Consider the following 25,832-nt stretch of genomic DNA (forward strand, 5'->3'; position numbering starts at 1 on the left):
ATTTCCATTCAGAATCGCTGTTAGCTTAAGCTTAGAAGCTGTGTCAGTGTCTATTTCGTTGTTTTAGGGGAAATCCATATATACTGGCTAATTTGTCTGGATTATTTTTGGTGATCGTAGAAGCAAAGCCTATACATAATAAAGCCTGATCAGGATCTTGATCTCTAGGTAAATAAATCCCCATCCCTTCAGGCTCCCTAAATGGGAGATCATTGGCTATTCCAATCCATTGCTTTTCGACAATTCCTCCGGTTTTCCAATCCATTGTAGTAATATGTGTATTACCGTTGGGCTTTTGAGAGTCTCTTGTTCCGTAGTCATTCCCTTCTAATAAGTAAAGGTAATTTCCGTATGATGCAAACCCTTGAAATGTCCCAAGTTTCGGCTGAGCCATCTTGGCAATCGGCTGAAAACGATGCTGCTTCACATCTGCTAATTGGTATAAAGCAAAATAGAATTTTCCATTTTGGCGATATCTCATCGTTAGAAGCTGATGGGCATGATCAATATCCACCGTTGTATGATCGATATTTGGCAAAAAATCAAATTTTTCCAATATAGGAGCGCTTGGATTAATGGTTTTGCCATCCCTAAATGGAAATCTGGCAATTCTTGTACCCCAACCATTTTTTCCTGTGCCTGCAACAGCGTCGGTTTCCGTCCAAATATATACCTCCTCATTGCTTGGTTCGACGCCAATGGAAACACCATGACCAAATCCTCGCAAATACATATAGCCAAGTTTATGACCCTTGATATCCAATTTCGTTAAAACCAAATCACCATTGCTTGCTCGCTCCGCTCCTCTTACAGCTGTCTTTTCGTCTGGAAATCGATATCCCTTTTCCATCAATTGCACAGTATAAATATGCTGATGCCGATCATCAAAACCGATCCCTTGAAGAACTGTGCTATTTTGTAAAGGCTTCTCCCGAAAAATTTCTAGTGCCTGTCCCTTTACATCAAATGGCTGGGCAAGGGGGATCGCCGCGTGCACCTGAGTAGGCTGGAAAAGACAGGCTAGCAATCCCAACATGACCAAGAACAGATTTTTAAGAAAAATGATGTTCACCCTTTCTGCTCAAGCAATATGTATGTAGCTTTATCCTAGTAATGGAAAATATTCGCAGGGTGGTTCGTCATTCGAGCAGATCATCATGAAGATTACAGTCGTATCCCATATAAATGTTCGAGCAGTTCACTTTAAGCTCCTCTTTAAGTTCTTGATTTTAAAAGCATTTAAAACATATTTTAAAAAATAATTATTAATAAGGTGTCCTTTTGCGTCTATCGTATCTATATGGAGGATAGGAGGGATGCAAAATGGAGAAAATCATATTTGGAAAAGAATTAGCGAAAACAATTGGGTTAAATGAAAGTATCGTAGTCGAGAAGCTCTACGAGCACGTTGAAAAAGCAGGAACCCCTTTAAACGGACAAGTGTGGATCGAGCGTACCTATGAAGACTGGCAAGAGGATTTTCCCTTCTGGTCTATTACCACCATTAAACGAATCTTTGCTTCTTTGAAAAAACAAGGCTTGATCCTAATAGAGCAACACGGCAAACACTGCTATGATCGCACTAATTGGTATGCTCTTAGTAAGTATGGAACTGATATTTTCCCTACTCAAAAGCTCACGGCGAATAAGCAGGGTGTGATGACAGATAAGAGAGACGCAACGACGAACAAATCATGTCTAACAACAAGTAAACCCAAAAACACCCCTCAGACAAGCTCTGAGATAAATACACCACAGATGAAGGTGGAGACCCAAGAGAAAATGGCCCTTGTCCAAAAACATCTAAAGAAACTGCATTTTTTCCCACTTCGTTCATCACAAAAAGAAGAGTTGGCCTATGCTTGTAAAACCTTTTCGCTTAAAGAAATTTTACAAGCCTTAGAAACCACTGCGGAGCGTGCGATTTTTGCCTGGAAGTATGCTTATAAAGTTTTATTAACACAGCAACCACCCGCCCTAACCACAACGAAGCGAAAAATCATTCGGACAGAAAAAGTACCTGATTGGTTTCAGCATGAAGAACAGACCGGCGATAGCACTAAAGGAGAGTGGGATCAAGAGACATTGGCAAGGAAACGGCGGCTACAGGAGATTCAAGAAACATATCGCAAACAGGGAAACACAGCACTCTGTTAAATCTTATGTTTTTTACATATTTTTACCGTTTTTACACAGACTACAGATGGAGGTGATAGAAATGGCAAAAAGGACGGAGAGTCATTTGGAAGGATTAAATCCGGAAAAAAGGCCAAGCCGCAATGTGGGCTATCAGGAAGAAATGACGCAAGAACCGCTGAGCACTAAGCAGAAATTAAACAATAAAAAGCGAAAAAAGAATCAATAACAGTGCAGATTGTGCCATTTTCCAAACGTTCCCCCTGCCAAAGCAATAGGATCTCACTGGGCAGAGCATCGCTTTTGCTTGTTCTATCCACCTTAGAAGAGACTGTTAGTGATACCAAGAAAAAAGCCAGCAATCTAGGTTGCTGGCTCATCCTGAATTCGTTCATTTCAATATAAAGTGAATCTTCAATCAGTGGGGGTTTTCTTTCATCCCCACTGATTGTTAGTTGAACCAATCGGGCTTTTACGGGCAGTGTATCCCCCACCTATGCTTCTCCGTATTCTCTAATGCCTTGATGAGGTGGGGGTATTACTGCCCGTTAATGCGGGATAAATTGTGCCTGGCTATGCCCTTCTTTCGTTTTCTTTACTTCGAGAATGGCTGGAAAGATCGATTTAAGTTCTTGAACATGGGAAATGACCCCAATCATTCTCCCTGATTGTTGTAGGTCAACTAATGCATCAATCGCTTTATTGAGAGCTTCTTCATCTAAAGTACCAAAGCCTTCATCAATGAACATTGTTTCGATTGAGATATTCCCTTGGAAGCTCTGGATAACATCCGACATCCCCAGGGCCAAACACAAAGAGGCATTGAATTTTTCACCACCAGATAATGTTTTCACATCACGCGTTTGTCCCGTATAAGCATCGTAAATATCAAGAGCTAAACCACTCTGTCTTCCATGAGATTCCTGGCGGTCGCTACGGATTAAATCATACTGACCATTGGATAATTTTTTCAATCGTACATTGGCTGCCTCAATAATTTGCTCTAAATAGTCAATTTGCAGGTACCGCTCAAAGGAAACCTTTTGCTGATTTTGACCACGAATGACATCAAATAAATCGGTTAAAACGGCTAGTTGCCGTTCACTTTCACGGACACGTTTCTCTGCTTCTATAATCTTGTCCCGCAATTGAATGGCTTCCACATGAATTTTCTTCGAATGCTCCCACTGATTAAGAGCTGTTTCATATGCCTGCTTAAACTCTTCCAATTGTTGTTGCAATTGTTGTAAATTCACTTCTTCTTTATCTTGCAAACTGATCTCTAATTCCTTTACCTGCCTTTCAAGGAAGGAACGAGTTTGCTTAAATTGCTGAATCTCATTCTTTAATTCCGCGCGAACCTTTTCAGACATCTTAGCAGAGCGATAAAGCTCTTCTGTCGCAAATTCAGATTTTTGTAACAAGGATTGGAATGTAGCTTCCATTTTCTTTCTTTTCGCTATTGTGTCCATTTGCTCCCGTTCGGTACTTTCCACATTACTTGTTGCTTTTGTTTTCTTGTCTTGGATATTCTGGAGCTGTTGCTGCACTTGCTCCCAAGCTTTTTCTAAGGCTAATTTTTCTTTTTCCGTATTTTGCATCTGCGCTTCTAATTGCTTTAGAACACGCAATTCTTCTGGGATCGTTCGAATCCGTTCCATATAGAGTGTCTTTGTATTTTCTGCCTTCAACCTTTTTTCCTGATAAAGCTCCTCAAGCTCGTCTTTTTTCTTATCAAACTGCTTGAGCTCTTGTTGCAGTCCGTCCAATTCACTTTTCCATTTGGCAAGCAGCCGCTGGTCACCTTTTAACTTCTCAACCTCTTCACTTAAAACCTTTCCTTCCTTCTTTAATTGCTCCAATGTCATTGGCACTTCCTCTATAGCGAGGTCAAGCGCTACGACATCATCTTGTCTATCTTGTAGCTGTTTCGTATTTGCAGTCCAATCAACTTTGAGCGCATGGTATTCATGTTCACAATGATCCACCGTTTTTTTGAACGTTTCTAATTGCTCTTTTGAAATCATTCCTCCTCTGTCTGCCGCCTTCTTGGGATGATCAACACTTCCACAAACAGGGCAAGCCTCACCATCATGTAAATGGCTTGCTAATACAAAGGCTTGTTGATTGAACCAATTTTTTTCTTGCTCCAAGTACTCCGCTTTTTTCTGTTCAAAAACCTGCCTTTTCTGCTGTAATTCTTGATCCAAACTGGTTTGTTTAAGCGCATATTTATGATACTCATGTAAAACCTTCCATTGCTCACGTTTTTCTGCTAATAAGTCATTTTTCTCTGGATACTTGCTAACACCGCTCTCCAACTCCGCAATCTGCTGCTGCCACTTCTCTACGCTATCCGTTTTTTCCTTTCGCTTTTGCTTGACTGTTTCAAGCTGAGTATGTGCTTGACTGACCTGTTGCTCAAGCGCTTGGATCTGTTTTTTGACTTGATCAATTTCCTTGACTATCGGCAGATAATCCTGTAATCGTGTAAGCTCTCGGCGCAGCTGTTCTCGTTTCTCTTCTTTGCCTTCCTCCTGTTGATACTTTTTCAGTGTCTGCTGATAATCAGCCTCTATTTGCTTCTTTGCGTGTACAGCCTGTTCATAGGCTTGCCGCTTCTTCTCTTCCTCTTCTCGCCACTCCTTTACCTGCTGCTCATAGGGCTCGAGGGTGCTAGCGCGCTCAGCTAATTCCCATTGTGTTTCTTTTTGCGCAAAAACAGGGAGCTGCTCGGTTGATTTTAGTAGCTGCTGTCTCTTGTCGGTAAGTTCCACAAATTTTTCGTTCAATGCTTGAGCTTGATAAAATTCAGCCTGTTTTTCTGTATGTCGTTTGTATACTTGTTCATATTGTTGATGGTCTTGGGATTTTTTCTCTTGATAATAGGCAACCTCATCTTCCAGCCCTTGTAAAATTTGCTGGGTATTGTAATGCGCTTGGGAGATCACTTGAAAAAACAAGGACCCCTCTCTAACAGGAAGTGTCGCTTGTACATTTTGAATCAATGATTCTTTGACTCTTTCCTCTTGCTGAAACATCTCCTCCACCCGTTTTTTCCGATTTCGCAGTTTTTCCCCAATTTGTTGGTAACGATCGGTCTTAAAGAGGCGGCGTAAAATATCTTCTTTGTTTTCCGTTTGCGAGGTTAATAATTTCCGGAATTCACCTTGGGGGAGCATGACAATCTGCTTAAATTGCGCTTGTGTAAGCCCTAAAAGAGACTCGACCTTTTTATCAATCTCAGAAACGATTTGCCGATCCACACAGGGAACTTCCCTGTCGTCTTCCATTTCAAAAAACTCGTAACGCTCACCGGTTTTGGTTTTATTTCCCTGCTTGATATGGCCTAATTGCCGTAAAATTCGGTATGTACGGTGGTGAAGCTCAAATATTAATTCAACCGCGGTATGGATATCATCCTCTGCAAAATGGCTTCGGAGCATGGTTTGATTTTCCCGATCCTGCCCACTTGCACTTCCGTATAAAGCAAAACAAATCCCATCAAAAATTGTCGTTTTCCCAGCACCCGTATTGCCAGAAATCACAAAAATGGACTGCTCCTTTAGCTTTGTAAAATCAATAATTTCCGTATCCTTATATGGGCCAAAAGCGGTCATTCTTAACGTTAATGGGCGCATCCTTCCTTCCCTCCTTTTTCCTTAATTTGACACAAATTCCCTTTCCGTTTGGGCAGACGTTTCGTTTTCATCTTGTAATAATTCATCCATAATCTCTTTAAAAATTCTTTCCGTTTCTTCCGTTGCTTTCTCCCCTTTCACTTGTTCGTAAAAAGATTGAAAAAGCTCAACATCACTCATCTTACTACGTGACTGTTTCGTAGCTGAAACGGCTTGGGTAACTAACAGCTTTCTTTCAACATGCATGGCATTAGGATAAACGGAGCGAATTTTTTCCATTGGTGATAGAATCGGCGTTTCATCTAATAAGCGAACAAATACATAGTCATCACAAATAGGATGGGCTAATAGTTCAGACAGCGTGGCTTCAACTGTTCGCAAATCTCTTTTCGGTGTAAATGCTTTTTTCGTAATCGTGACGTCTCCATCCTGATCAAGCTCTACGATGGAATACCCTTTTCGGTGATGTTCCTCGGAAACCGAGTATTTTAAAATCGAGCCTGCATACCGGATCTTTTCCTCCATAACATAATGCGCTTGGTGTAAATGTCCGAGTGCTGTATAGTGAAAATCGGAAAAAAGCTGCGCATCAACATGCTCTGCACCGCCAATGGAAAGCGGCCGTTCGGAATCACTCGTATTTTCTTGCTCCTCCCCAAATGGGGTAACAAAGGCATGTCCAATGAGCACATGACGAGCTCTAGGATCGAGGCCTGCTTTTATTTCCGTAATGATTTTACGTGCTGCATCTTGATGAGTCCGTATCTCTTCATCTTCAAATACATTACGGACCATGCTTGGATCACAGTATGGGACAAGATGAAAATGCACAGGCCCAAAAGCGTCTTGAAGCATAACAGGATGCAATTCTTTCGTTAGGCGTCCTGACATATGTAAGCCGTTTTGTTCCATAATTTTACTGCCAAAATGCAGGCGACTTGGACTATCATGATTTCCGGCAATCGCCAATACAGGGGTTTCCAATTGTAAAACGATCGCCTCCAGCACTTCATCTAAAAGCTGAACAGCTTCTGTTGGCGGTACTGCACGATCATACAAATCCCCCGCCACAATCACGACATCTGGTTGCTCTTGCTTAATATCTTCTATAAACTGCTGTAAAACGAATCGTTGGTCTTCTGTCATATAGACACCTTGAACTAATTTCCCTAAATGCCAATCCGCTGTATGGAAGATTTTCACTTCTGACCACTCCTCGTAAACTATTAGGTGTGTGTTCAAAAAGGAGGATAAAAAGGACCAAGAAGTTCGAGGCGGCGCAGTTTCGAGCAGCAGAATGTATGCATTTAGATACATGAGCAGCGGAGAAACAAGCCAACGAAGAAATTCGCAGTGTCATTTTTACCGGACTTTTTGAACATCCTTTATTATTCTAAAATCTATTTCTATTATTATAACGTATTTCCTAACAACTTAACGGAATATTCGACAACCATTCCCCTATTGCAACAAAAATAAGACAAGTTATAATAATAGTAATAGAAGGAGGTGAATTTGAAAATGGAAGAATCTGCTTTGAAGGAAATCTTACACGCGCTTGAACTTCATTCAACACGCATGGAGCAAAAACTGGAGCAACTTGAGGGACAATTCAGTGAGTTTGAAGCGAGACTTGAGCGGCTTGAAAGGAAAATTGATTCCAGTACATCCATTTTACCGAAACAACGAAAAATGTTGATTTACTTTTAATTCTGCAAAAGAATTCTACCCACCTTTTTCCTCCACCAGGTCTACAGCATTCGACATCCACAACCACTATTAAATCTTTATCCATACAGTTTGATTTTCAGGAAAATCCCTAACATAAGAACTATTAAAAAGCTTAAAGAGCCTTAAGTTTGTTTGGGCATAAGTGCAGCCTCTAGCAATGGGGAAGTCTCATTCCTCACTGCCTGAGGCTTCACTTTACCTAAGGATAGCGATCCCTACCCTTTTTTATCTGTTTTATCTGGATGTATATCAATGGAACGTCGTGTGAGTTCGGATTCTAGTTGTTGAATAAAATTAGGATCAAGTCCTAATTTTTTTGCACTGATGTAAGCTTCGATTAGTTTACGGTCTGATAATCTTTTCATGTCGATTTTATTGTTTTTATGCTCCTTTCTGTAACACAAATCTGAAACAGATTAATCTAGTGAACGTTTTCAATGCAAGTTTTTGATCCTTTTCCACCATAAACAAAATAACCCAGCCCCAAAGAAAGGAACTTTTCTCCTTTCTTTGGGGCTAGGTTATAAAGGGGAATTTTAAATACATACGCAGCCCTAACACTACGTCTGCCACAATGGCGCTAAGGCTAGGAACACACATCAAAGTCTTATCCATAAAAAAAAAGAGGACCTCGGATCGTCCTCAACGGTAAGATCCCCGGTCCTCTTCCATTATTGATTATAGTTTAACAACGTTAGCAGCTTGGTCGCCACGGTTGCCTTGAGTGATATCAAAGCTTACTTTTTGACCTTCTTCAAGAGTTTTGAAGCCTTCACCAGTGATTGCTGAGAAATGAACGAATACGTCTTCTCCGCCTTCAACTTCGATAAAGCCAAAACCTTTTTCTGCGTTAAACCATTTAACTGTACCTTGATTCATGTATAAATACCTCCAAAAATTTGTTACTTAATAACGATGTAAACAAAAATTCACATGCTTTCACGGAATAACTAAGTAAATAATATAATCCCGGGAAAACATGTGAATTATAAGATTTAATACATATTAAGTGTAAAGTTATTGTAGCACAGGTAATTCTTCATAGCAAGCATTTGTTCAAGTATTTTTAAATTAACATTGTAAACGCTCTCTCATCTTTTGAAAGAGAAGAGTTTTCCTTTGACACATTTATCCCTGTATGGTATTACATTAAGTAGTTAGCACTCTCGTGTTTAGAGTGCCAATCTTAGCAAAGAAGGAGAATTTTTATGGAAAAGAAGCTGTTTCAAGCAGAATCAAAGCGTTTATTAGACATGATGATCCATTCGATCTACTCAAACAAGGAAATTTTTCTACGAGAATTAATCTCCAACTCTAGTGATGCCATCGATAAAATTTATTATCGTACTCTTACCGATGATGCTTTAATCTTTGATCAAGATGATTACTACATACAGCTTTCCGTTGACAAGGATAACCGAATTTTGAAAGTAGAAGATACGGGAATCGGAATGACACAGGAAGAATTAGAGGAAAATCTTGGGACGATTGCGCAAAGTGGCTCTCTGGCTTTTAAGAGCGAGAATGAAATAAAAGATGGTCATGATATTATTGGCCAATTTGGTGTAGGTTTCTACTCTGCGTTTATGGTAGCGGATCAAGTCACTGTGATCAGTAAAGCTCTAGGCAGCGAAAAAGCGTATAAATGGGAATCTTCTGGAGCCGATGGATATACAATTGAACCTACCACAAAGGAAACAGTTGGAACGGAAATCACCCTAACCATTAAAGAAAATACCGAAGAAGAAAATTATGATGAGTTTTTAGAAGAAGCTCGAATCCAGTCGATTATTAAGAAATACTCTGATTACATCCGCTATCCAATTAAAATGAATGTAACAGAAAGTAAATTAAAGGAAGGCACAGAGGATGAATACGAACAAATTATAGAAGAGAAAACGCTTAATAGCATGGTGCCGATTTGGCGTAAAAATAAAAGCGAATTAACGGATGAAGACTATAACAATTTTTACGCTGAAAAACGATATGGTTTTGATCAGCCTTTGGCACATATTCATACAAGTGTCGATGGAGCGATCCGCTATAATGCGATTCTCTATATTCCAGAGAAAATGCCATTTGACTATTATTCCAAGGAATTTGAAAAGGGATTGGAATTGTATTCCAGCGGAGTCCTGATTATGGATAAGTGTCCAGATCTGCTTCCTGATTATTTTAGCTTTGTCAAAGGAATGGTGGATTCTGAAGATCTATCACTCAACATTTCTCGTGAGATTTTGCAGCAGGACCGTCAATTAAAAAGAATTGCCAATAATATTGAAAAGAAAATTAAGAGTGAATTGCAAAGCATGCTGAAAAATGATCGTGAAAAATATGAAACTTTCTATGAAGCATTTGGTAGACAGTTGAAGTTTGGCGTATATAGCGATTATGGCATGCATAAGGAAGTTTTACAGGATCTGCTGATGTTCTCCTCTTCCAAAGAAAACAAGCTTGTAACGCTGGATGAATATGTATCCAGAATGCCTGAGGAGCAGAAGTATATTTATTATGCATCAGGAGATTCGATCGATCGCATTGAGAAGCTGCCACAGACCGAGCTTCTTCTAGAAAAGGGCTATGAAATTTTGTATTTCACAGAAGATGTAGATGAATTTGCGATCAAAATGGTCATGAACTATAAAGAAAAGGAATTCCGTTCTGTTGCAAGCGGAGATTTAGGTCTTGACGATCAAGAGAAAGAGGAAAAAGAAGCTTCCGAAGAAACAGAGGAGAACAAGGAACTATTCGAGTCGTTGAAAGACATTTTATCCGGAAAAGTGACAGATGTGCGTGCATCCAAACGCTTGCGGTCCCACCCTGTTTGTCTCGCAACAGATGGCGAAATTACCATCGAGATGGAAAAAATCCTCCAAGCAATGCCGGATAATCAAAACGTCCAAGCAGACAAAATTTTGGAAATCAACACAAACCATCAAGTGTTCCAATCCTTAAAATCTGCCTTTACAACAGACAAAGAAAAACTAAACCTTTACACCAACCTTTTATATAACCAAGCACTTCTTATCGAAGGATTGCCTGTACAAGACCCAGTCGACTTCACCAATGATATTTGTAAAGTGATGGTCTAAGGAGTCTGGCACAAGTCGAATTTTGTAAAATGACATTTTAAAAGCGAACCCTATTTAGCTGGGGTTCGCTTTTTCTTTTTTTAAAATGAGCAAGATTCTCGATTGAAATATGTTACCATTAGGAAAAGGACAATTGTGTAAGGGGGACATTTCCAAACACCAATGACACTGATATATGAAATTGGAATGCTGATTTTTGCAGTTATTTCCATTTCGACCATTTGGCTTCATACTAGCTCGAATCATTGGGTTTCTTGGGGAGTATGGTTCGTGTTCTTTATTGATTTCTTATATCGCTTTTTTCGATCTGAAAGCAAATGGACGTTTTTGAGGAAAAATCCATTTTTAATTATTGCGATTATTCCTTTAGATAATATCTTTCAATTAGCTCGAATTACTCGATTGCTGCACTTCATGCGGTTGAAGGTGATTACCAAGCATTTTACTTCTCCCTTTTTAGAAAAGTTAAAGGCAAAACGAATGATGTCCGTTATTCCGATTGGATTCTCACTCGTCTTTTTACTCGTGATTCCGTTATACTATGTAGAACCAAGCATTGCGACATATAAACAAGCTTTCTGGGGAAGCATTTCCTCGCTGATTTTCTTTGGATCGAGCGAAATTGAACCTACCACGTTTTGGGGACATATCATCGTGATTGTTCTTACGTTGTTCGAGATTTTGATGCACGGTGTGATCATTAGTTATCTATTATCCATCCTCACTGAAAGTCGTTTAGTGAAAAATGTCATAGAAAGATATAAAGATGTTTAGCAAAGGAGTTGAACGTTTATCGTGAAAAAAGTTTTATTAACTGGGTTTGACCCTTTCGGAACAGATGAGGTCAACCCAGCCTCTGAAGCCATGAAACAATTAAATGGATTGATCCTTGATGATATAGAACTCATCGCTGTAGAGGTCCCAACCGTTTTCCATACATCACGAGAAGTCGTCATACAAGCGATTGAATTTTTTCAGCCTGATGTCGTGATTTGTGTTGGCCAAGCAGGTGGGCGCTCTCAGATTACACCAGAACGGATTGCGATTAATCTAGATGACGCACGGATTGCAGATAATGAAGGTCAGCAGCCAATAGATGAACCCATTATTGAAAATGGTCCCACTGCCTACTGGAGTACTTTGCCCGTGAAGCGAATCGTTAAGCAAATGCAGAAAATGGGGATTCCAGCGAGCGTTTCCCATACAGCAGGCACCTTTGTCTGTAATCACCTATTCTATGGAGTGATGCATTATCTCCATGAACATGCTTCACATATTCGCGGCGGATTCATTCATATTCCATTTATTCCAAAACAAACTGTGGATACATCTGCCCCCAGTATGAGCTTAAACCTAATCATCCAAGCACTAAAAATAGCTGCCATCACAGCAGCTTTTGAACATGAAGACATCCATGAAATTGGCGGGACGATTCATTAGTGGTGACACGCCCCGGATTTTGTCGAATAATGCTTTTTTTAAAATAGAAAGTGAGGCCAGTATATATGGGTAAGGAGAATCGGCCGAAATTCACGTTACCTATCACGAAATGGGAACAGGCCCTTAATATTGTGACCATCATCGTTTTTATAAGTACGATCGTATATTTGATTTATCATTGGCGACTTTTACCAGACCAAGTGCCTGCTCATTATAATGCAGCGGGTGTGGTGGATCGTTGGGGAAGCAAAGGAGAAATGCTGATACTCCCTATCATTGGGATTGTGATGTGGATTGGCATGACCATTTTAGAACGTTATCCACATGCTTTTAACTATATGGTTCCCATCACCATGGAGAATGCTTCCACGCAATATAAGAATGCCCGTTATATGATCAATGTCCTGAAAAATGGAATTCTGCTCTCCTTCTCCTTTCTCACTTGGGAAGGGATAAAAATTGCATTGAATCATCAAACTGGTTTAGGTATTTGGTTCCCGCTTATCTTTTTAAGCTTCATTTTTGCTGCAATGATCTATTTTATCATCCGCTCGTTTCGCTTGCGAAAAAAGGAAAAGCAATGAGCTTGACCGAAAGCTGATTTCCGTGTTTAAGACGGAAATCAGCAAGTTCGAAGGAAATGGTTTTATTTCCGATTTTTCATATCATCTATATGATATTCTGTCAGTGGACCGATAAATTTTCGATATCGTTCCAACTTAAATGCTTCTAATTCCTCTGGAGACATCTCCTTAATGACTTCACTCACCTGATCCTTCTCCTCTTTTTGTTTCTTTTCACTCTCAATCACCAAACGTTTCAATGTGAATACCTCCTTATAAAGTGAAACTTCAATCAGTGGAGGTTTTCTTTCATCCCCCACTGATTGTTAGTTGAACCAATCGGGCGTTTACGGGCAGTGTATCCCCCACCTATGCTTCTCCGTATTCTCTAATGCCTTGAGATGGGGGGATTACTGCCCGTTAATGCGGGATAAAGTGAAACTTTATTAGTGGGATTACTTACCATCGTTTGCAGATACACATGAAAAACCCCATCTGCATTGGATAACAGACGGGGTCTTGAGACCGACCTTATCATCCAAAGCAAAAAATATCACTTTGCTGGTATTAGCACCTTGCTTATTGCAGGTTGCTGTGACGTCGTAGAGCCAGATCTCTCAGCCACTCTTGATAACTATTCAATTTAATCTTATTCTATGAGGAATTGGTAAAACTTTCAAGGAAAAAGCAAGTCTCTTTTTAACAACTTTGTGAAGGATCTATTCAAAATTGCTCTGTTCTCTGTATGCACAAAAAAGGCATATCAGCTTGAAACAAATCGCCATTCTCCTGTTCACTCAAAATTTGGCCTATCTCCAATTTGGCCAATTGTTTCTTCAAACGAGTAAGGGCTTGTCTATAAACGGCTGCAGGTACCTTTCCCGCATGATCTCGTGAAGCAAATACATTGGTTAGCTCAGCTCTTTCTACAGGCTTTGCTTCCAAACGATTCAGTAAAAACCGTTTTAACAAGATCGCTTGCTGAATCGTAAGCGGTACTTCTTTCCTCTGGAAAATGACCGACTGTTGATCATCAGAAAAATATAAAACCAAGGTAGACTTCTCCTCTGCTTCAGCCATTAACTCCTCACATTCTTCCTCCGAAGCACCCTTCAATCCATACTCAGATAGAACTGTAAAGGCATGTTTTTGCAGGTAAACCTCCTGCTGACGAATATTCTCTTGAAGAGGAGGAAGTTCCGAATGAGCCAAAAATGCCCTATCCATGTTTTCTTCCACTTTTTTTGTCATCGCCTCTGTTTCAGTTGTTACTTTTAAAGTGCTGTTCTGTAAATAAAGCAGGACCTGATACTGCTGTTGTTTTGATAAGCTGAATGGCGAATGGGCAGCTTGTTCATGACTTTTCAGGGCATTATTAAAATGAACAGCCGCTGTAATGAAAAAGTTTTTCCTATAGGCATGCATCCCGAGACGATAGTAAGCTGCTGTATTGCCTCGATCATATTTCAGTACCTTCGTTAATGATTTTTGGTCATCAACAAGGTCTCTTTTATAATATGTTTTCGTATATGCTCCAAAAAGAAGCAAATGAGCAATAAGAGCTCTTTGCACTTCTTTTGCATCATAAGGATTTTCATCTTTTTTTTGCCGAGCAAGCCTTTGTAACAATTCTTCCTCGACTCCGATAAGCGCAGAAAGAGACACACTTTTCTCTTCATCCACAGAAACCTGAAGTTCTTCTCTTAAGGTCAATAGCTCCTCTAATGACATGTTCCGCATTTTTTCACTCCATCCCCTTCAGTTCTTCTTCTTTTATCATACTCTTTTTAGGCATATTTTTCAGTTCCATCCTATATAAAAGAACATCGATTCTTTTTTTACATAAAATAAGAATATAGAATATAAGGGACCAAATCGACTAACCTTGCTGACATCATGGTTTTCGAATATTCTCTATTAGAGGTTGTTCAAAAAGCCCAACAAAAATGACACATCGAATTTCTGCGTTGGCTTACTTTTCTGGTACTCACTATATTGGAACTGAGGAACTTTCGTTAAAATCGCCCACGTCCTGTGAGCAACACGGGAGTCAGTACATCCTGTACAAATCCGTTCCTTAAAGGTGTGCCGCCTTGAACTTTCGACGTACAGGATGTACTAGTGTCGGTGTTGCTGACTTGCTCCTTTTTATCGAACTTTTTGAACACGCACTATTATGTCACAGGAAGGAAAGGATTCGTATGTTTCCTTGGAATTTACTCCCTTTTAACCAGAACCAAGATAAGGCTCCTCCTTTTGAAATCGGCAAAAATAATGTAGACGATTATGTGCAAAAGTTGATGTCTCAAGCCTTTTCGGCTTTCGATCAGAATGCAACGAATTCAAATGATTGGGTAGGATCTCTTCTTAAGCAGGTGCCCTCTTCCTCAGGTTCTTCGTCATCAAATGGTGTAAAGCTTTTTGAATCCTTTCAATTTATCTTTATTCATATCTCTGTTCCAGACGAAAAAACGTTAGAAAGATGGAAGGTATACCATACAACCAATCAACTAATCATTGAGGATTCAGAAGTCGCTCAAAACACCAAAACAATCACCTTACCCGCCCTTGTGAATAAAAAGAAGACAACTGCCGTTTATAAAAATGGCATTTTAGAAGTCATTCTAGAAAAGAAGACGGATATGCAGTATACAGAAGTGGGAGTGTCAAAAGAGTAAACCTCAGCTTTTTTAGTTCCCCACTTCTTGCAAATTTTGGATATATACCGGACAAGCTCTCGATTCACAACCCCTTATCCCGTATAGCACGAAATGAAATCGCTATCAAAAAATATTCCGAATATACCTTTGTTCAAGCTCATATTTTCATGTTATAATGTACGAATATTCTAGTTTATTAGCAAGGGAAGTGGACGGAGCATGAGTGAAACAAAATTGAAAACAAATACTGTGAATGTGGAAGATATCCTCATTGCTTACCAACAATTAAAAGACGTTGTGGCACATACGCCTTTGCAAAAAAGTGAGCGTTTATCTGAGAAATATGGCTGCCATGTTTACTTGAAAAGAGAAGATATGCAACATGTGCGCTCGTTCAAACTACGAGGCGCTTTTTATAAAATAAAACGAATTGAAGTAGAGGCAAAGGAAAAAGGGGTCGTGTGTGCTAGTGCCGGCAATCATGCCCAAGGGGTTGCTTTTGCTTGTTCTCATCTTGGCATTTCCGGAACCATCTTCATGCCGCAAACGACTCCGAATCAAAAAATTGATCAGGTAAAAATGTTTGGCCGTGAATTTGTTGAAATTGTCCTTGTTGGCGATACTTTTGATGATACTTCAAAAAGTGCTTTGGAATATTCCAACAAAGAGGATAAGATTTTTATCCACCCGTTTGATGACTATGATATCATCGCTGGCCAAGGAACCGTGGCGGTTGAAATCATGAATGATTTAGAAGAGCCTGTTGATTTTGTCTTTTCCAGTATCGGTGGAGGAGGGTTAATATCTGGCTTGAGCTCCTATATTAAGAATTTATCTCCCCATACCCAGATGATCGGTGTGGAGCCTGCTGGAGCCGCAAGTATGAAAGCAGCCATTGATAATAAGGGCATTATTCCACTTGCTTCTGTTGATAAGTTTGTGGACGGCGCTGCTGTTGGCTGTGTAGGGCAAAAAACCTTTGAAATCTGCAGCCAATACGTGGACGATATTATTCCTGTTCCAGAGGGTAAGGTATGTACGACGATTTTAGAACTTTATAACAAGTATGCCATCATTGCTGAACCTGCTGGCGCCCTTCCCATCGCGGCATTGGATTTTTATAAAGAAGAAATCAAAGGGAAATCAGTCATCTGTGTCGTAAGTGGAGGCAATAACGATATTGGGCGAATGCAAGAAATCAAAGAAAAATCATTATTATATGAAGGACTTCTTCATTACTTCATCGTCAACTTCCCACAACGAGCTGGAGCCTTACGTGAGTTTCTCGATGATGTCCTTGGTCCAGAGGATGACATTATCCATTTCGAATATACGAGGAAAAACAACAAAGAAAGTGGTCCAGGATTAGTTGGAATTGAATTAAAAAGACCAGAGGACTATGCCGGCTTGGTGGAACGTATGCAACAAAGAGGCTTTCCATATACAGAAGTGAATGAAGATAGTACGCTATTCAATCTTCTTATTTAATTCAAAACTTGGGGCGTTTGGCCTCAAGTTTTTTGGTGTGGATAAAATTGGATCGCAATTGCGTGACATCGTCTATCAAGTAGAGGTACGATGAACCTACCTAAAATGCAAAGAGGGATCTATCTTGAAAAAAATTTATAGTGACATTATTCAATATCGAGGGACTCATTATGACTTTGGTGTTTTACAAGGAGAAAAAATAAAGGGCTCTCTCACAATCAAAAATCGGGAACAGCAATGGAAAGTTCGAAAACCCCGTTTTACTATAAATGTGGAAGAAGTCAAGCAAGCGATTCTTCCGTTTGCACCAGGAGTTTGGGAGGAATTATTGGGGCTGCAAGCGGCGCTTTCATGGCCCATGGAACGTGTGCTGGCTGAGTTTGGCGGCTATCGTTTGGATTATGTAAAATCAGGGTGTTCGATTTTAACAGGCGAGGACTATCTCATTCGTAATTATGATTATCACCCTAAAACATATGAAGGCCGTTATACAGTATTCCAACCATCGGATCAAGGCTATGCGATCATTGGCCCCAGTCAAAGAGTAACCGGACGCATGGATGGGATGAACGAAAAGGGACTAGCCATGGGCTATAATTTTATGAATCGGAAAAAGCCGGCAGATGGATTCATATGTTGTATGATCGGGAGACTGATTTTGGAATCGTGTGCCTCCGTGGAAGAGGCTGTTGATCTATTAAAAGAAATCCCCCACCGTCATTCCTTCAGCTATACCGTATTTGATGCAAGTGGGGAAACCTATATTGTCGAAGCGACACCACGACGGATTGAAGTTCGCCAGGCCAAAATGTGTACCAATCATTTCGAGCTTCTAACAGACGAAAATCGCCATCATCTTGTCGATTCCAAGCGGCGTTTGGAAGCTATGAACATGAAGTATCCGGCACTGTCTGACGCAGAGTCCGCTTTCCGTTTTATGAATAATCGCAACCAAGGTGTTTTTTCCGAATTATATAGTAGCTGGGCTGGGACGATCCACACTTCCGGTTATTTGCCTCGAGAAATGAAAGCATGGATCGCCTTAGGCGGGGATCAGGATCCGATTGAGTTTGACTTTTCTAAGTGGCTAAACGGAGAAAATCTTTCGTTGGAAAAAATAACAGGCGAAGTCGACACCGATATCCCATTCGTTCATATGGACGAAGGAGCGCACTGGTCGCGGATGAGATAAATTTTAATATAGATGATTTTTCGCTATGCGGGAGTATTTTTCGCTATGCGGGAGTATTTTTCGCTATGCGGGAGTATTTTTCGCTATGCGGGAGTATTTTTCGCTATGCGGGAGTATTTTTCGCTATGCGGGAGTATTTTTCGCTATGCGGGAGTAAAAAGACTAATTGCAGGGTGCAATTAGTCTTTTTACGTTTATTCATATCTTAGTGCGTCAATCGGGCTTAATTTGGATGCTTTGTTGGCTGGTAAGATGCCAAAGACGATGCCAATGAAGGCGGAGAATCCAACACCGATTAGGACGACGATTGGACTGACCATGGCATTGATTGGAGACCATATTGTAATTAAACCTGTCCCCGCACTCGCTAAGCCGATTCCGATCAATCCACCTAATGAAGTGAGAGTGATCGATTCAATTAAAAATTGAAATAAAATCTTTCCTCTCGTCGCTCCCAACGCTTTGCGCAGACCAATTTCTCTTGTCCGCTCCGTTACGGAGACAAGCATAATATTCATTACGCCAATTCCGCCAACCAATAGCGAAATGCCGGCAATACTGCCAATAAAGATCGTCATAATTAAAATTACCTGATTAAATTCGTCTTCATACTCTGACATATCATAGATGGTATATTGCCCTTGTTCAAGCCCTTTACTTTCTGTTAATGTCTCAGCTGCTAATCTCCCTGCCTCGCTCATTACTTCTGGGCTTTCGGCAATAACGGAGAGACTTTCGATCTCATTACTCCCAAACATTGTAGAGACCACCGCACGCGGCATTAACATTTCCCCAGCTTCATTCCACTGAAATTGCTCAGGTATAAGTGATTTATAGACACCAATTATTTTAAACGGATTGCCATCTAGATCAATAATTTCTCCAATCGGATTTTCATTCTCTTTGAAAAAATTCTTCCTAGCGGATTTATCAATCATCACCACTCGATTCATGCCATCATTGTCCCTGGCATTGATTGGTCTCCCTTCCAAGATTTCAATACTTTGTGCTCGGAAGTATTCTGGACCCACACCGGTAATCTCTGGGCTCCCTGTCTTGTCATTATAATTAATTGTACCACCTGCATAGTTGGTTCCAATTGCCGCTTTGACGCCCGGAACAGCCTGAAGAACATCTAAATCTTCAGCGAATAATTCAGGCTCTTGCCATGACCATTCTCCACTTACCTCTTCCTCTTCTGTTGGAACATATTCATACCATAGCTCAATAACATTTTCATCAACCGCAAATAATTCATCTGTCAAATTATCTTGTGCTCCTTGACCAAGCGCCACAATCGTAATGACGGCAGCCACGCCAATAATAATTCCAAGCATCGTTAATAAAGCGCGGACTTTATGATTCCAGATCGAAGAAAAAGCAATCTTGAAGCTTTCTAAAAAATTCATGATGTCATCCTCCGATCATCCGTAATCAGGCCATCCCTTAACGTAATGACCCGATTAGCATATGCCGCCACCTCTTCTTCATGGGTAACAAGGATCACAGTCTTGCCTTCTTGATTCAATTGCACAAAAAGCTCCATAATCTGCTTACTTGTTGTAGAATCTAGTGCACCTGTTGGTTCATCTGCCATAATCACAGATGGGTTATTGACAAGAGCACGGGCAATCGCGACCCTTTGTTTTTGCCCACCTGATAATTCGTTTGGTAAATGTTTTACACGATCGCCAAGTCCGACTTTTTCTAACATTTGCTGTGCTCTATCCTTACGCTCCCGTTTTGAAACACCGGCATACACAAGCGGTGTTTCCACGTTCTTCATCGCATTGAGACGCGGGAGCAGAAAAAACTGTTGAAATACAAAGCCAATATGACGATTACGTAACGCAGCTAATTGCTTTTCCCGAAAGGCGCTAATTTTTTCATTGTTTAATTGATAATCCCCCGCTGTAGGATAATCAAGGAAGCCAATAATGTTCATTAACGTCGATTTCCCCGAACCGGATGGACCCATAATCGCAACAAATTCACCATCTTCAATCGAAAGATCAATCCCATGCAGGACAGGGACTTTCAAAGAACCATTCCCATATACCTTTGTAATCTTACTCAACTTCATCATAGGATGTCACTTCCATTCCATCGTACAATCCAGGATCTTGGGAGGTCACAACCAATTCACCCTTTGTCACACCTTCCGTGATCTCGATGAATTCATCATTCATTTTTCCTGTCTCGATTTCACGGCGTTGTAGTACTCCATCCACTAGAACATAAATGACTTCAACCATTTCTCCGCTACTTTCCTCGCCCTCTTCCATTGCTTCCTCTTCCACTATCGCCATATGAGGAACGGCTAAAGATTTTTCCCCGCCGCCCATTTCAACTTCTAACGACACGTGGAAGCCTTGACGCAGTTCAGAGGTATCATCTTTAATTGCAACTTTAAACGGATAGGTCGTAACGTCTCCGCCACCGCCCATATCATAATCTTCTGCTCCCCCGCCATCGTCTGACGGGAATTGGGAGACAGATTCAACGACACCCTTCCATTCACGATCTTTAAACACTTTTGGACGAATGATAACTGCTTGGTCTTTTTCGATCTTCACTGCATCAAATTCATTCATCGTCCCGATGACTTTGTAAGGATCGCTAGAAATAATATGAACGACAGGCTCATTGGCCCCTTCTTCCGTCTTTTCAATATTTTCGTTTATTTTTACAACAACGCCATCAATTTTACTTACTACGGTCATCGCTTTGATTTGTGTATCAAGTTCATTAATCGTTTCTTGTGCCGTTTCAATCTCTTCATTTGTCCCTTCATGATCCATCTCAGCTTGGACTCTCTCATTTTGCAGTTGGTTAACATCATCTTGCGTCACAATCTCTTCCATTACTTCCGCTTCTGGATCTACTTTTCTGCCAACCTTTTGCTTTGCATCTCTAATTTTTTTATCTAATTCTGCCATTTGGTTAATCTCGATTTGTGATCTTCTCTTGATTAAATCCCGATCACGAACCGCTTTATCAAATTCACGTTTTAATTTAGAAGAATCATAGAGAAATAGCGGATCTCCGGCTTTCACCTTTTTATTTTCTTCTACCTTAAATTCCTGAATTTCACCATTCTCGGGTTCTAGATATATCTTTTGTTCACTTTCGGGAACAATTTTTCCGGTAACTAAAATACTTTCCGTTAATTCTTGTTCACTCGCTTTTTGTACGGTTAAAGATACATCTTCCATGTCCTCTACCCCATCAACCATTTTGGCCCCCATGTTCATCACAAAAGCGGCTCCGCCCCCCAAGATGATCAAAACCCCAACAATAATACTAATCCAAATCCATACCTTCTTTTTCAAAACAGATCCCCCTTAGATTCTCCCTATTAAAAATACATATTTAGCTCTATATACTATAACGTAAAAAATGACAGAAAAGTTTCTCTTTTATTAAAATATATTTACAAAAGATGACATTCTTCTAACATTATTGACGTCAAGCAGGATTGTACTCCTACAGAATATCGGTAAATTATTGATTTTATTCAAATATAATAGGTTGAGATAACCTGCTTGGAACGTAAACCTTACCATTACCTTAATTTCCAGCGGCATTTGTTCAACTTCTGGTAAGCTAGAAAACAAATGCGCAAGCGCCCGTTTAACAACGTACAAACTTTCATAGTAAGGATGAACAGCTAAAAACACGCCGTGCTGGCGGCAGACTCAAACGCGACGACAATCGCAACGTCTGCACTAGTACTTCCTGTACGTCGCAACGCTGTTCTGACCTACATCCTGTAGCCCTGAGATAAAGGATACATGAAATGCGAAAGACGGCTGATTAGGAGCGACAAGCAAATGTTCCTGAAACGAAGAAGGGTGAATTTCCCCTTCTGCGATTCAGGGTTATTTTGCGGAACATCGGTTAAAGGCTCGACGTCCTGTCGAAACATCGATGGACTCGCATCCTGCGAGTCTCTCGCTCCTGCCGTCTGTAGCTAGACAGCACGGCGAAGAATGAGTCGATGTTGACTTACGCAAGCAGAAGCTGAAAGTTTGCTAGCCGCTGGGCGCTGGAGCTAGACGACAAAACTCAAAATTATAACTTATCCACAATTTCCTAAACGACAAAAAAGGCAGCCCCCTTTTAGAGACTACCTTTTCAAAACTTTATTTCTTAACATCAGTCGATTTACTGTTTTCCTCTACCTTTTCAGGATGTTGCGTATAGAATTTCCGACCGAGCCATGTTTGGAAAATCATAAAAATACCACCGACCACCCAATAGAGTGGTAATGCTGCAGGTGCTGAAAAAGAAATAAACATGATCATAATCGGTGAAATATAGGCAAACATTTGCATCTGCTTTTTCTGTGCTTCTGGAACTGTCGCCATCGACACTTTCGCTTGAACAAAATAAACAAGTCCAGCAATTAACATCATGATTCGATCTGGGCTTCCTAGATCAAACCAGAGAAAGGAGTGATTCGCAATATCTTCCGAGCTCCGAATAGCCCAATACAGCCCCATCAAAATAGGCATTTGAATGATCATAGGCAGACAACCCACACCAAGCGGATTGACATTATGCTTCGTATAAAGTCCCATCATTTCTTGTTGAATTTTCTTCTGCTCTTCCGGGTCTTTTGTTGCTTTTAATCGTTTTTGAATCTCATCCATTTCTGGTTTAATTATATCCATTTTTACCTTCATTTCTTGCTGTTTCTTATACGTATTTAACATAAATGGCAGCAAGACCAAACGGATAATTAACGTAATAGCAATGACTGCTAGTCCAAATTCTCCCCAGAGGGCAGAACCAATTTCATGAATCCCCCAAGCAAGTGGGCGGACAAATGTATTATAAAAAAAGCCTGTTTCGTTTTCTACTCCTGAACAACCACCAAGCATTAAAGTGGCGATCACAAGCAAAGAAAGTAAAATTGTATTTTTTTTCAATTCGAGTTCACCTTTCTATTTTAGGCCAACAGGACGTTGGTCAAAACGGCGTTGCCACAGTTTAGCCGTTTATCCTTAGTTCATCCATTTGACCCCTACTTATTGAACAAACATTTTATGATGTTTACCCTCTAAATAGAAAAGTGATGATCATCGGAATCATCTGGTGATTCTTGCCTTCTCACCGTTTTCATTAATTGAAAGCGCCGGAAACGCGGTCTTTGATCCTGGATCGTGGGCATGGTAAAAATGTTCAATTGAACAGATTCACTAGCTCGTCCATTTGCATGAACGGAACGAGAAAGCATAATTAATTGCCAGCTTAGAATCCAGATAATCGCGATGGTAAGCGGCAAAATCCACTCAGCATAGGACTCTTGAAATAATAAATCATACATAGCTAACACCCAATTTCTTCATCCAATTTAGCACCTCAATAAGGAACCTACAGTATCACAATACTAAAAGTATAGTAGTTATTTGGGAGAATGTAAAAGGGTTTATTTACAAATTACTAAAAATAGAGAGGAAAATACTGATCATCTAAGATTCGGTATTTTTTAACAGGGAACAATTGCTGAAAGAATATCTGTCATGGATGTTCAATGTTCACATAAATCCGAGCTATACATTCAAACCTTTTCTCATGAATTACCTTATGATTCTTACCATAATTAGCGACTCTTTTTCTTAATCAAACGTTTGATTAATTATATTTCCCTTTAAAAAGGATAGATATAACTAGGGATTATCCCTTGTCCATCTATCCTTTTGGTCGTTCAATATTTGACTAAAGCTTATTCTTTTGCAAATCCAACAAATTTGTCTACAACGACATCTAAAAAGCCGAGAGTCGGTTCATCCACTAGTCGTTCTGATTGATCATCAAATTTCTGTGTCGCAAAATTAATAAGGATTTCGTTGCCGCTTGGTGGAAGTAATCGAGCCTGAAGACCTGAAAGAATGTCACGTAAGTGAAGCTGTGCACGGAGTGTTCCAGCCATGCCAATACTGACGCCCGCAGCCATAACTGGTTTATCAATGAAAACCTTATCGACTCTTGACGCCCAATCGATTGCATTCTTTAGCACTCCAGGGATCGACCAGTTGTATTCTGGTGTGATGATAATAACCCCGTCAGCATCCGCAATGGATTGCTTGAAATTCTTCACAGTCTCTGGTGGATTATTTTCCTCGTCTTGCTCATAATGTGGTAAAGAACGAATATCAGCAATGTCAATATTCATTTTTCCACGGTAACGCTCTTGCATTGTTTTTGCTAGTTGCATGTTATAAGAATCTTTGCGAAGACTTCCTACAATGATAAGAATATCCATAAAAATCTATGTCCTCCCTAAATATTATTCATCACCTTGGTGATCAGTTTCTGGAGCTCGCGAACCTCCTCATTTGTCATGCCCTTCGTTAAAGTTTCACGCATGTTTTGTTGTACGGTTATAACATCATGAGAAAGCTGTTTGCCCTCATCCGTTAAATGAATTTTAAAACTGCGTTTATCCTTTGGGTCATCGACTTTATATATATATCCCTTTCCCTCAAGGCTCGCAATCATACGTGCGATGCCGGCTTTGTCCTTATTAAGTGCTGACACAAGGTCATTCGACGAGACGCCATCTTGATTCCAGAGAATCATCATAATTAGATTCTGCTCTGGAGCAAGGTTGAAGGGCTCCAGCTGCTTCCTCACATAACTCGTGATCGCCAGATCTGCACTATGAATTAAAATCCCAATATGTTCGTTCAAGTTCAATAGAGCAGGAACCTCCTTCAACTTGTTGACTAGACAACATTGACATATCAACTACTATATCTTGAATGATTTTTTTTGTCAAATCCCCTCTTTTAAAAATAGAGTCATAATGCTTTTTGAAAAAGCTTTAATGCCTTCCTCCTTTGCCCAAATAACCTTTTCATGATAAAAATAACATTATTTGGCAATTGACAAAGTGCTAGGGAGAGAGAAATGGAATCTAAATTAATTATTATGCGCGGTAACTCTGGGGTGGAAATGTGGATTTAAAATAAAGTTTGATAATTCGCAAAAAATTTGATAAGAATGGCCTCTTGAGACATTATGTTTCCAGGGGGCCATTTTTATTCTTCTGATATTTCAGCAGGTGAATCACTTGGCAAAACGAAGTAGAACTAACTCTGTTGAGTAGAATCTTAAGGATAGCAGAGGAATGAGAATGGGTTTTGATTATAAACCTTGGCTTAAAATCCAAGTGTAGGATCGGCTTTGTTGAACGGAATGGCATAATGTGCCTTTTAATTGAAAATAAAGGAGGAGGGATAAAACACAACACCGAAGCGAAAGGGGCCCTGTCAATTGTCTCCCTCATGGCGAAAGAAATGGACATCGATTGGGAGATCACCAGCTCTCAAGAAGGGACGCTTTATTTAAGCCAGAACTTAAACGAAGTTTAAACTTCCGGTCACCTTAATTTTCCATTTGCTTAGTAAAGTGGAAATTGAGGTGATTTTATATTTTTTATAGGAAGGATGTTGCGTAGATGGATTCTAAGAAAATCTATGTTTGTAATTACTTGGTCTGTTTGTTGATCTGAAATAAAGATTGATAATTTAAAACAAAGTTTGATAAAACCCTGTTTTAATATAGGTTATTTCTTTTGACCCTTAAACATCAGCTGCATTATTCAATTAAAGGCCACATTGTGGAAGAAGGAGTTGTAATTATATCCTTATTAATTAAACGGTTTTATCAATCACGGTGAACCATATCGCAAAAAGTGGTAAAGCTGAGGATTGAGCTTTCGATTGAAGAGGGATTCATTGCTGCTTTTATTATTTTGGTGTTCTGATCAGTCCTTGTCAGTGTTGTTATAGATATACCATACTGTTTGTTGAGAGTTGAATTCGTGATATTTCAAACATTCGCTCCTAAAGACTATAGATTAAGACAATAGATTAATG

The 25,832-nt window shown here is 40.0% G+C and carries 24 protein-coding genes and 1 riboswitch; of the genes, 10 read left to right on the forward strand and 14 right to left on the reverse strand.

From position 1 onward, the window contains the following. Nucleotides 1-43 precede the first annotated feature (43 nt). Entirely contained in the window at nt 44-1,072 is a 1,029-nt protein-coding gene (locus KI375_RS20660; protein ID WP_212975307.1) for a phage baseplate protein, read from the reverse strand. A gap of 251 nt (nt 1,073-1,323) precedes the next feature. On the opposite strand from KI375_RS20660, the gene KI375_RS20665 reads away from it, so the two are divergent. Together KI375_RS20665 and sspO are read left to right on the forward strand one after the other, a co-directional pair. Further along, nucleotides 1,324-2,157, forward strand: coding sequence for a hypothetical protein (locus tag KI375_RS20665; protein WP_212975308.1), 834 nt, complete (start codon nt 1,324-1,326; stop codon nt 2,155-2,157). A gap of 61 nt (nt 2,158-2,218) precedes the next feature. Beyond that, nucleotides 2,219-2,365, forward strand: a complete 147-nt coding sequence (gene sspO / locus KI375_RS20670; RefSeq protein ID WP_212975309.1) for a small acid-soluble spore protein O — start codon at nt 2,219-2,221, stop codon at nt 2,363-2,365. 319 nt (nt 2,366-2,684) lie between these two features. On the opposite strand, the gene KI375_RS20675 is transcribed toward sspO, so the two are convergent. After that, nucleotides 2,685-5,777 carry an AAA family ATPase gene (locus KI375_RS20675; RefSeq protein WP_212975310.1) on the reverse strand — a complete coding sequence of 1,031 codons (3,093 nt, stop codon included), beginning with the start codon at nt 5,775-5,777 and terminating at the stop codon, nt 2,685-2,687. Between the two features lie 21 nt (nt 5,778-5,798). After that, on the reverse strand, nt 5,799-6,980 hold the full coding sequence (locus KI375_RS20680; RefSeq protein WP_212975311.1) for an exonuclease SbcCD subunit D: 1,182 nt from the start codon (nt 6,978-6,980) through the stop codon (nt 5,799-5,801). A 312-nt stretch (nt 6,981-7,292) separates the two neighbouring features. Here KI375_RS20680 and KI375_RS20685 point away from each other — a divergent pair, with 312 nt between their 5' ends. Further along, nucleotides 7,293-7,487 (forward strand): hypothetical protein, encoded by a 195-nt coding sequence (locus KI375_RS20685; protein ID WP_212975312.1) that lies wholly within the window; start codon nt 7,293-7,295, stop codon nt 7,485-7,487. A gap of 236 nt (nt 7,488-7,723) precedes the next feature. Here KI375_RS20685 and sda read toward each other — a convergent pair whose 3' ends face one another. Then, nucleotides 7,724-7,873: a sporulation histidine kinase inhibitor Sda gene (gene sda, locus KI375_RS20690; protein ID WP_212975313.1), complete on the reverse strand. Its 150-nt coding sequence runs from the start codon at nt 7,871-7,873 to the stop codon at nt 7,724-7,726. 313 nt (nt 7,874-8,186) lie between these two features. Then, a complete protein-coding gene (locus tag KI375_RS20695; RefSeq protein ID WP_057981888.1) occupies nt 8,187-8,387 on the reverse strand; it encodes a cold-shock protein in 201 nt (66 codons plus the stop codon). Between the two features lie 329 nt (nt 8,388-8,716). On the opposite strand from KI375_RS20695, the gene htpG reads away from it, so the two are divergent. The 4 genes from htpG to KI375_RS20715 all read left to right on the forward strand — a co-directional run bounded on the left by htpG (nt 8,717) and on the right by KI375_RS20715 (nt 12,624). Continuing rightward, nucleotides 8,717-10,600, forward strand: coding sequence for a molecular chaperone HtpG (gene htpG / locus KI375_RS20700; protein ID WP_212975314.1), 1,884 nt, complete (start codon nt 8,717-8,719; stop codon nt 10,598-10,600). 162 nt (nt 10,601-10,762) lie between these two features. Continuing rightward, nucleotides 10,763-11,374, forward strand: a complete 612-nt coding sequence (locus KI375_RS20705; protein WP_212975315.1) for a hypothetical protein — start codon at nt 10,763-10,765, stop codon at nt 11,372-11,374. Nucleotides 11,375-11,392: 18 nt separating this feature from the next. Then, nucleotides 11,393-12,040: a pyroglutamyl-peptidase I gene (pcp, locus tag KI375_RS20710; protein ID WP_212975351.1), complete on the forward strand. Its 648-nt coding sequence runs from the start codon at nt 11,393-11,395 to the stop codon at nt 12,038-12,040. A gap of 65 nt (nt 12,041-12,105) precedes the next feature. Then, on the forward strand, nt 12,106-12,624 hold the full coding sequence (locus KI375_RS20715; RefSeq protein WP_212975316.1) for a DUF1648 domain-containing protein: 519 nt from the start codon (nt 12,106-12,108) through the stop codon (nt 12,622-12,624). Nucleotides 12,625-12,686: 62 nt separating this feature from the next. On the opposite strand, the gene KI375_RS20720 is transcribed toward KI375_RS20715, so the two are convergent. Together KI375_RS20720 and KI375_RS20725 are read right to left on the reverse strand one after the other, a co-directional pair. Next, nucleotides 12,687-12,863 carry a hypothetical protein gene (locus KI375_RS20720; RefSeq protein WP_212975317.1) on the reverse strand — a complete coding sequence of 59 codons (177 nt, stop codon included), beginning with the start codon at nt 12,861-12,863 and terminating at the stop codon, nt 12,687-12,689. A 268-nt stretch (nt 12,864-13,131) separates the two neighbouring features. Next, nucleotides 13,132-13,240: riboswitch (SAM riboswitch) on the reverse strand. An 86-nt stretch (nt 13,241-13,326) separates the two neighbouring features. Beyond that, nucleotides 13,327-14,343 (reverse strand): hypothetical protein, encoded by a 1,017-nt coding sequence (locus KI375_RS20725; RefSeq protein ID WP_212975318.1) that lies wholly within the window; start codon nt 14,341-14,343, stop codon nt 13,327-13,329. Nucleotides 14,344-14,804: 461 nt separating this feature from the next. Here KI375_RS20725 and KI375_RS20730 point away from each other — a divergent pair, with 461 nt between their 5' ends. The 3 genes from KI375_RS20730 to KI375_RS20740 all read left to right on the forward strand — a co-directional run bounded on the left by KI375_RS20730 (nt 14,805) and on the right by KI375_RS20740 (nt 17,943). Beyond that, nucleotides 14,805-15,281: an Hsp20/alpha crystallin family protein gene (locus KI375_RS20730; RefSeq protein WP_212975319.1), complete on the forward strand. Its 477-nt coding sequence runs from the start codon at nt 14,805-14,807 to the stop codon at nt 15,279-15,281. A 201-nt stretch (nt 15,282-15,482) separates the two neighbouring features. Then, nucleotides 15,483-16,751 carry a threonine ammonia-lyase IlvA gene (gene ilvA, locus KI375_RS20735; protein WP_212975320.1) on the forward strand — a complete coding sequence of 423 codons (1,269 nt, stop codon included), beginning with the start codon at nt 15,483-15,485 and terminating at the stop codon, nt 16,749-16,751. Nucleotides 16,752-16,875: 124 nt separating this feature from the next. Further along, nucleotides 16,876-17,943 (forward strand): C45 family autoproteolytic acyltransferase/hydrolase, encoded by a 1,068-nt coding sequence (locus KI375_RS20740; protein WP_212975321.1) that lies wholly within the window; start codon nt 16,876-16,878, stop codon nt 17,941-17,943. A 194-nt stretch (nt 17,944-18,137) separates the two neighbouring features. Here the strand turns inward: KI375_RS20740 and KI375_RS20745 are convergent, their stop codons facing one another. From KI375_RS20745 to KI375_RS20775, 7 genes are all read right to left on the reverse strand, one after another. Continuing rightward, nucleotides 18,138-19,352, reverse strand: coding sequence for an ABC transporter permease (locus KI375_RS20745; protein ID WP_212975322.1), 1,215 nt, complete (start codon nt 19,350-19,352; stop codon nt 18,138-18,140). Then, complete coding sequence (locus KI375_RS20750) at nt 19,349-20,029, reverse strand: ABC transporter ATP-binding protein (protein ID WP_212975323.1); 681 nt, start codon at nt 20,027-20,029, stop codon at nt 19,349-19,351. Before KI375_RS20750 ends, KI375_RS20745 begins: the two co-directional genes overlap by 4 nt. Then, a complete protein-coding gene (locus KI375_RS20755) occupies nt 20,013-21,275 on the reverse strand; it encodes an efflux RND transporter periplasmic adaptor subunit (RefSeq protein ID WP_212975324.1) in 1,263 nt (420 codons plus the stop codon). Before KI375_RS20755 ends, KI375_RS20750 begins: the two co-directional genes overlap by 17 nt. A gap of 813 nt (nt 21,276-22,088) precedes the next feature. Next, entirely contained in the window at nt 22,089-22,877 is a 789-nt protein-coding gene (gene yidC, locus KI375_RS20760) for a membrane protein insertase YidC (RefSeq protein WP_207452533.1), read from the reverse strand. Between the two features lie 131 nt (nt 22,878-23,008). Then, the gene (locus KI375_RS20765) at nt 23,009-23,275 is read right to left on the reverse strand and encodes a hypothetical protein (RefSeq protein ID WP_212975325.1); all 267 of its coding nucleotides are present in this window, start codon (nt 23,273-23,275) and stop codon (nt 23,009-23,011) included. A 399-nt stretch (nt 23,276-23,674) separates the two neighbouring features. Next, nucleotides 23,675-24,214, reverse strand: a complete 540-nt coding sequence (locus KI375_RS20770) for an NADPH-dependent FMN reductase (protein ID WP_212975326.1) — start codon at nt 24,212-24,214, stop codon at nt 23,675-23,677. Nucleotides 24,215-24,231: 17 nt separating this feature from the next. After that, nucleotides 24,232-24,648, reverse strand: a complete 417-nt coding sequence (locus KI375_RS20775) for a MarR family winged helix-turn-helix transcriptional regulator (protein ID WP_212975327.1) — start codon at nt 24,646-24,648, stop codon at nt 24,232-24,234. Nucleotides 24,649-25,832 lie beyond the last annotated feature (1,184 nt).

This window comes from Bacillus sp. J14TS2 (assembly GCF_018333015.1).
In the GTDB taxonomy this organism is placed as follows: domain Bacteria; phylum Bacillota; class Bacilli; order Bacillales; family Bacillaceae_C; genus Lederbergia.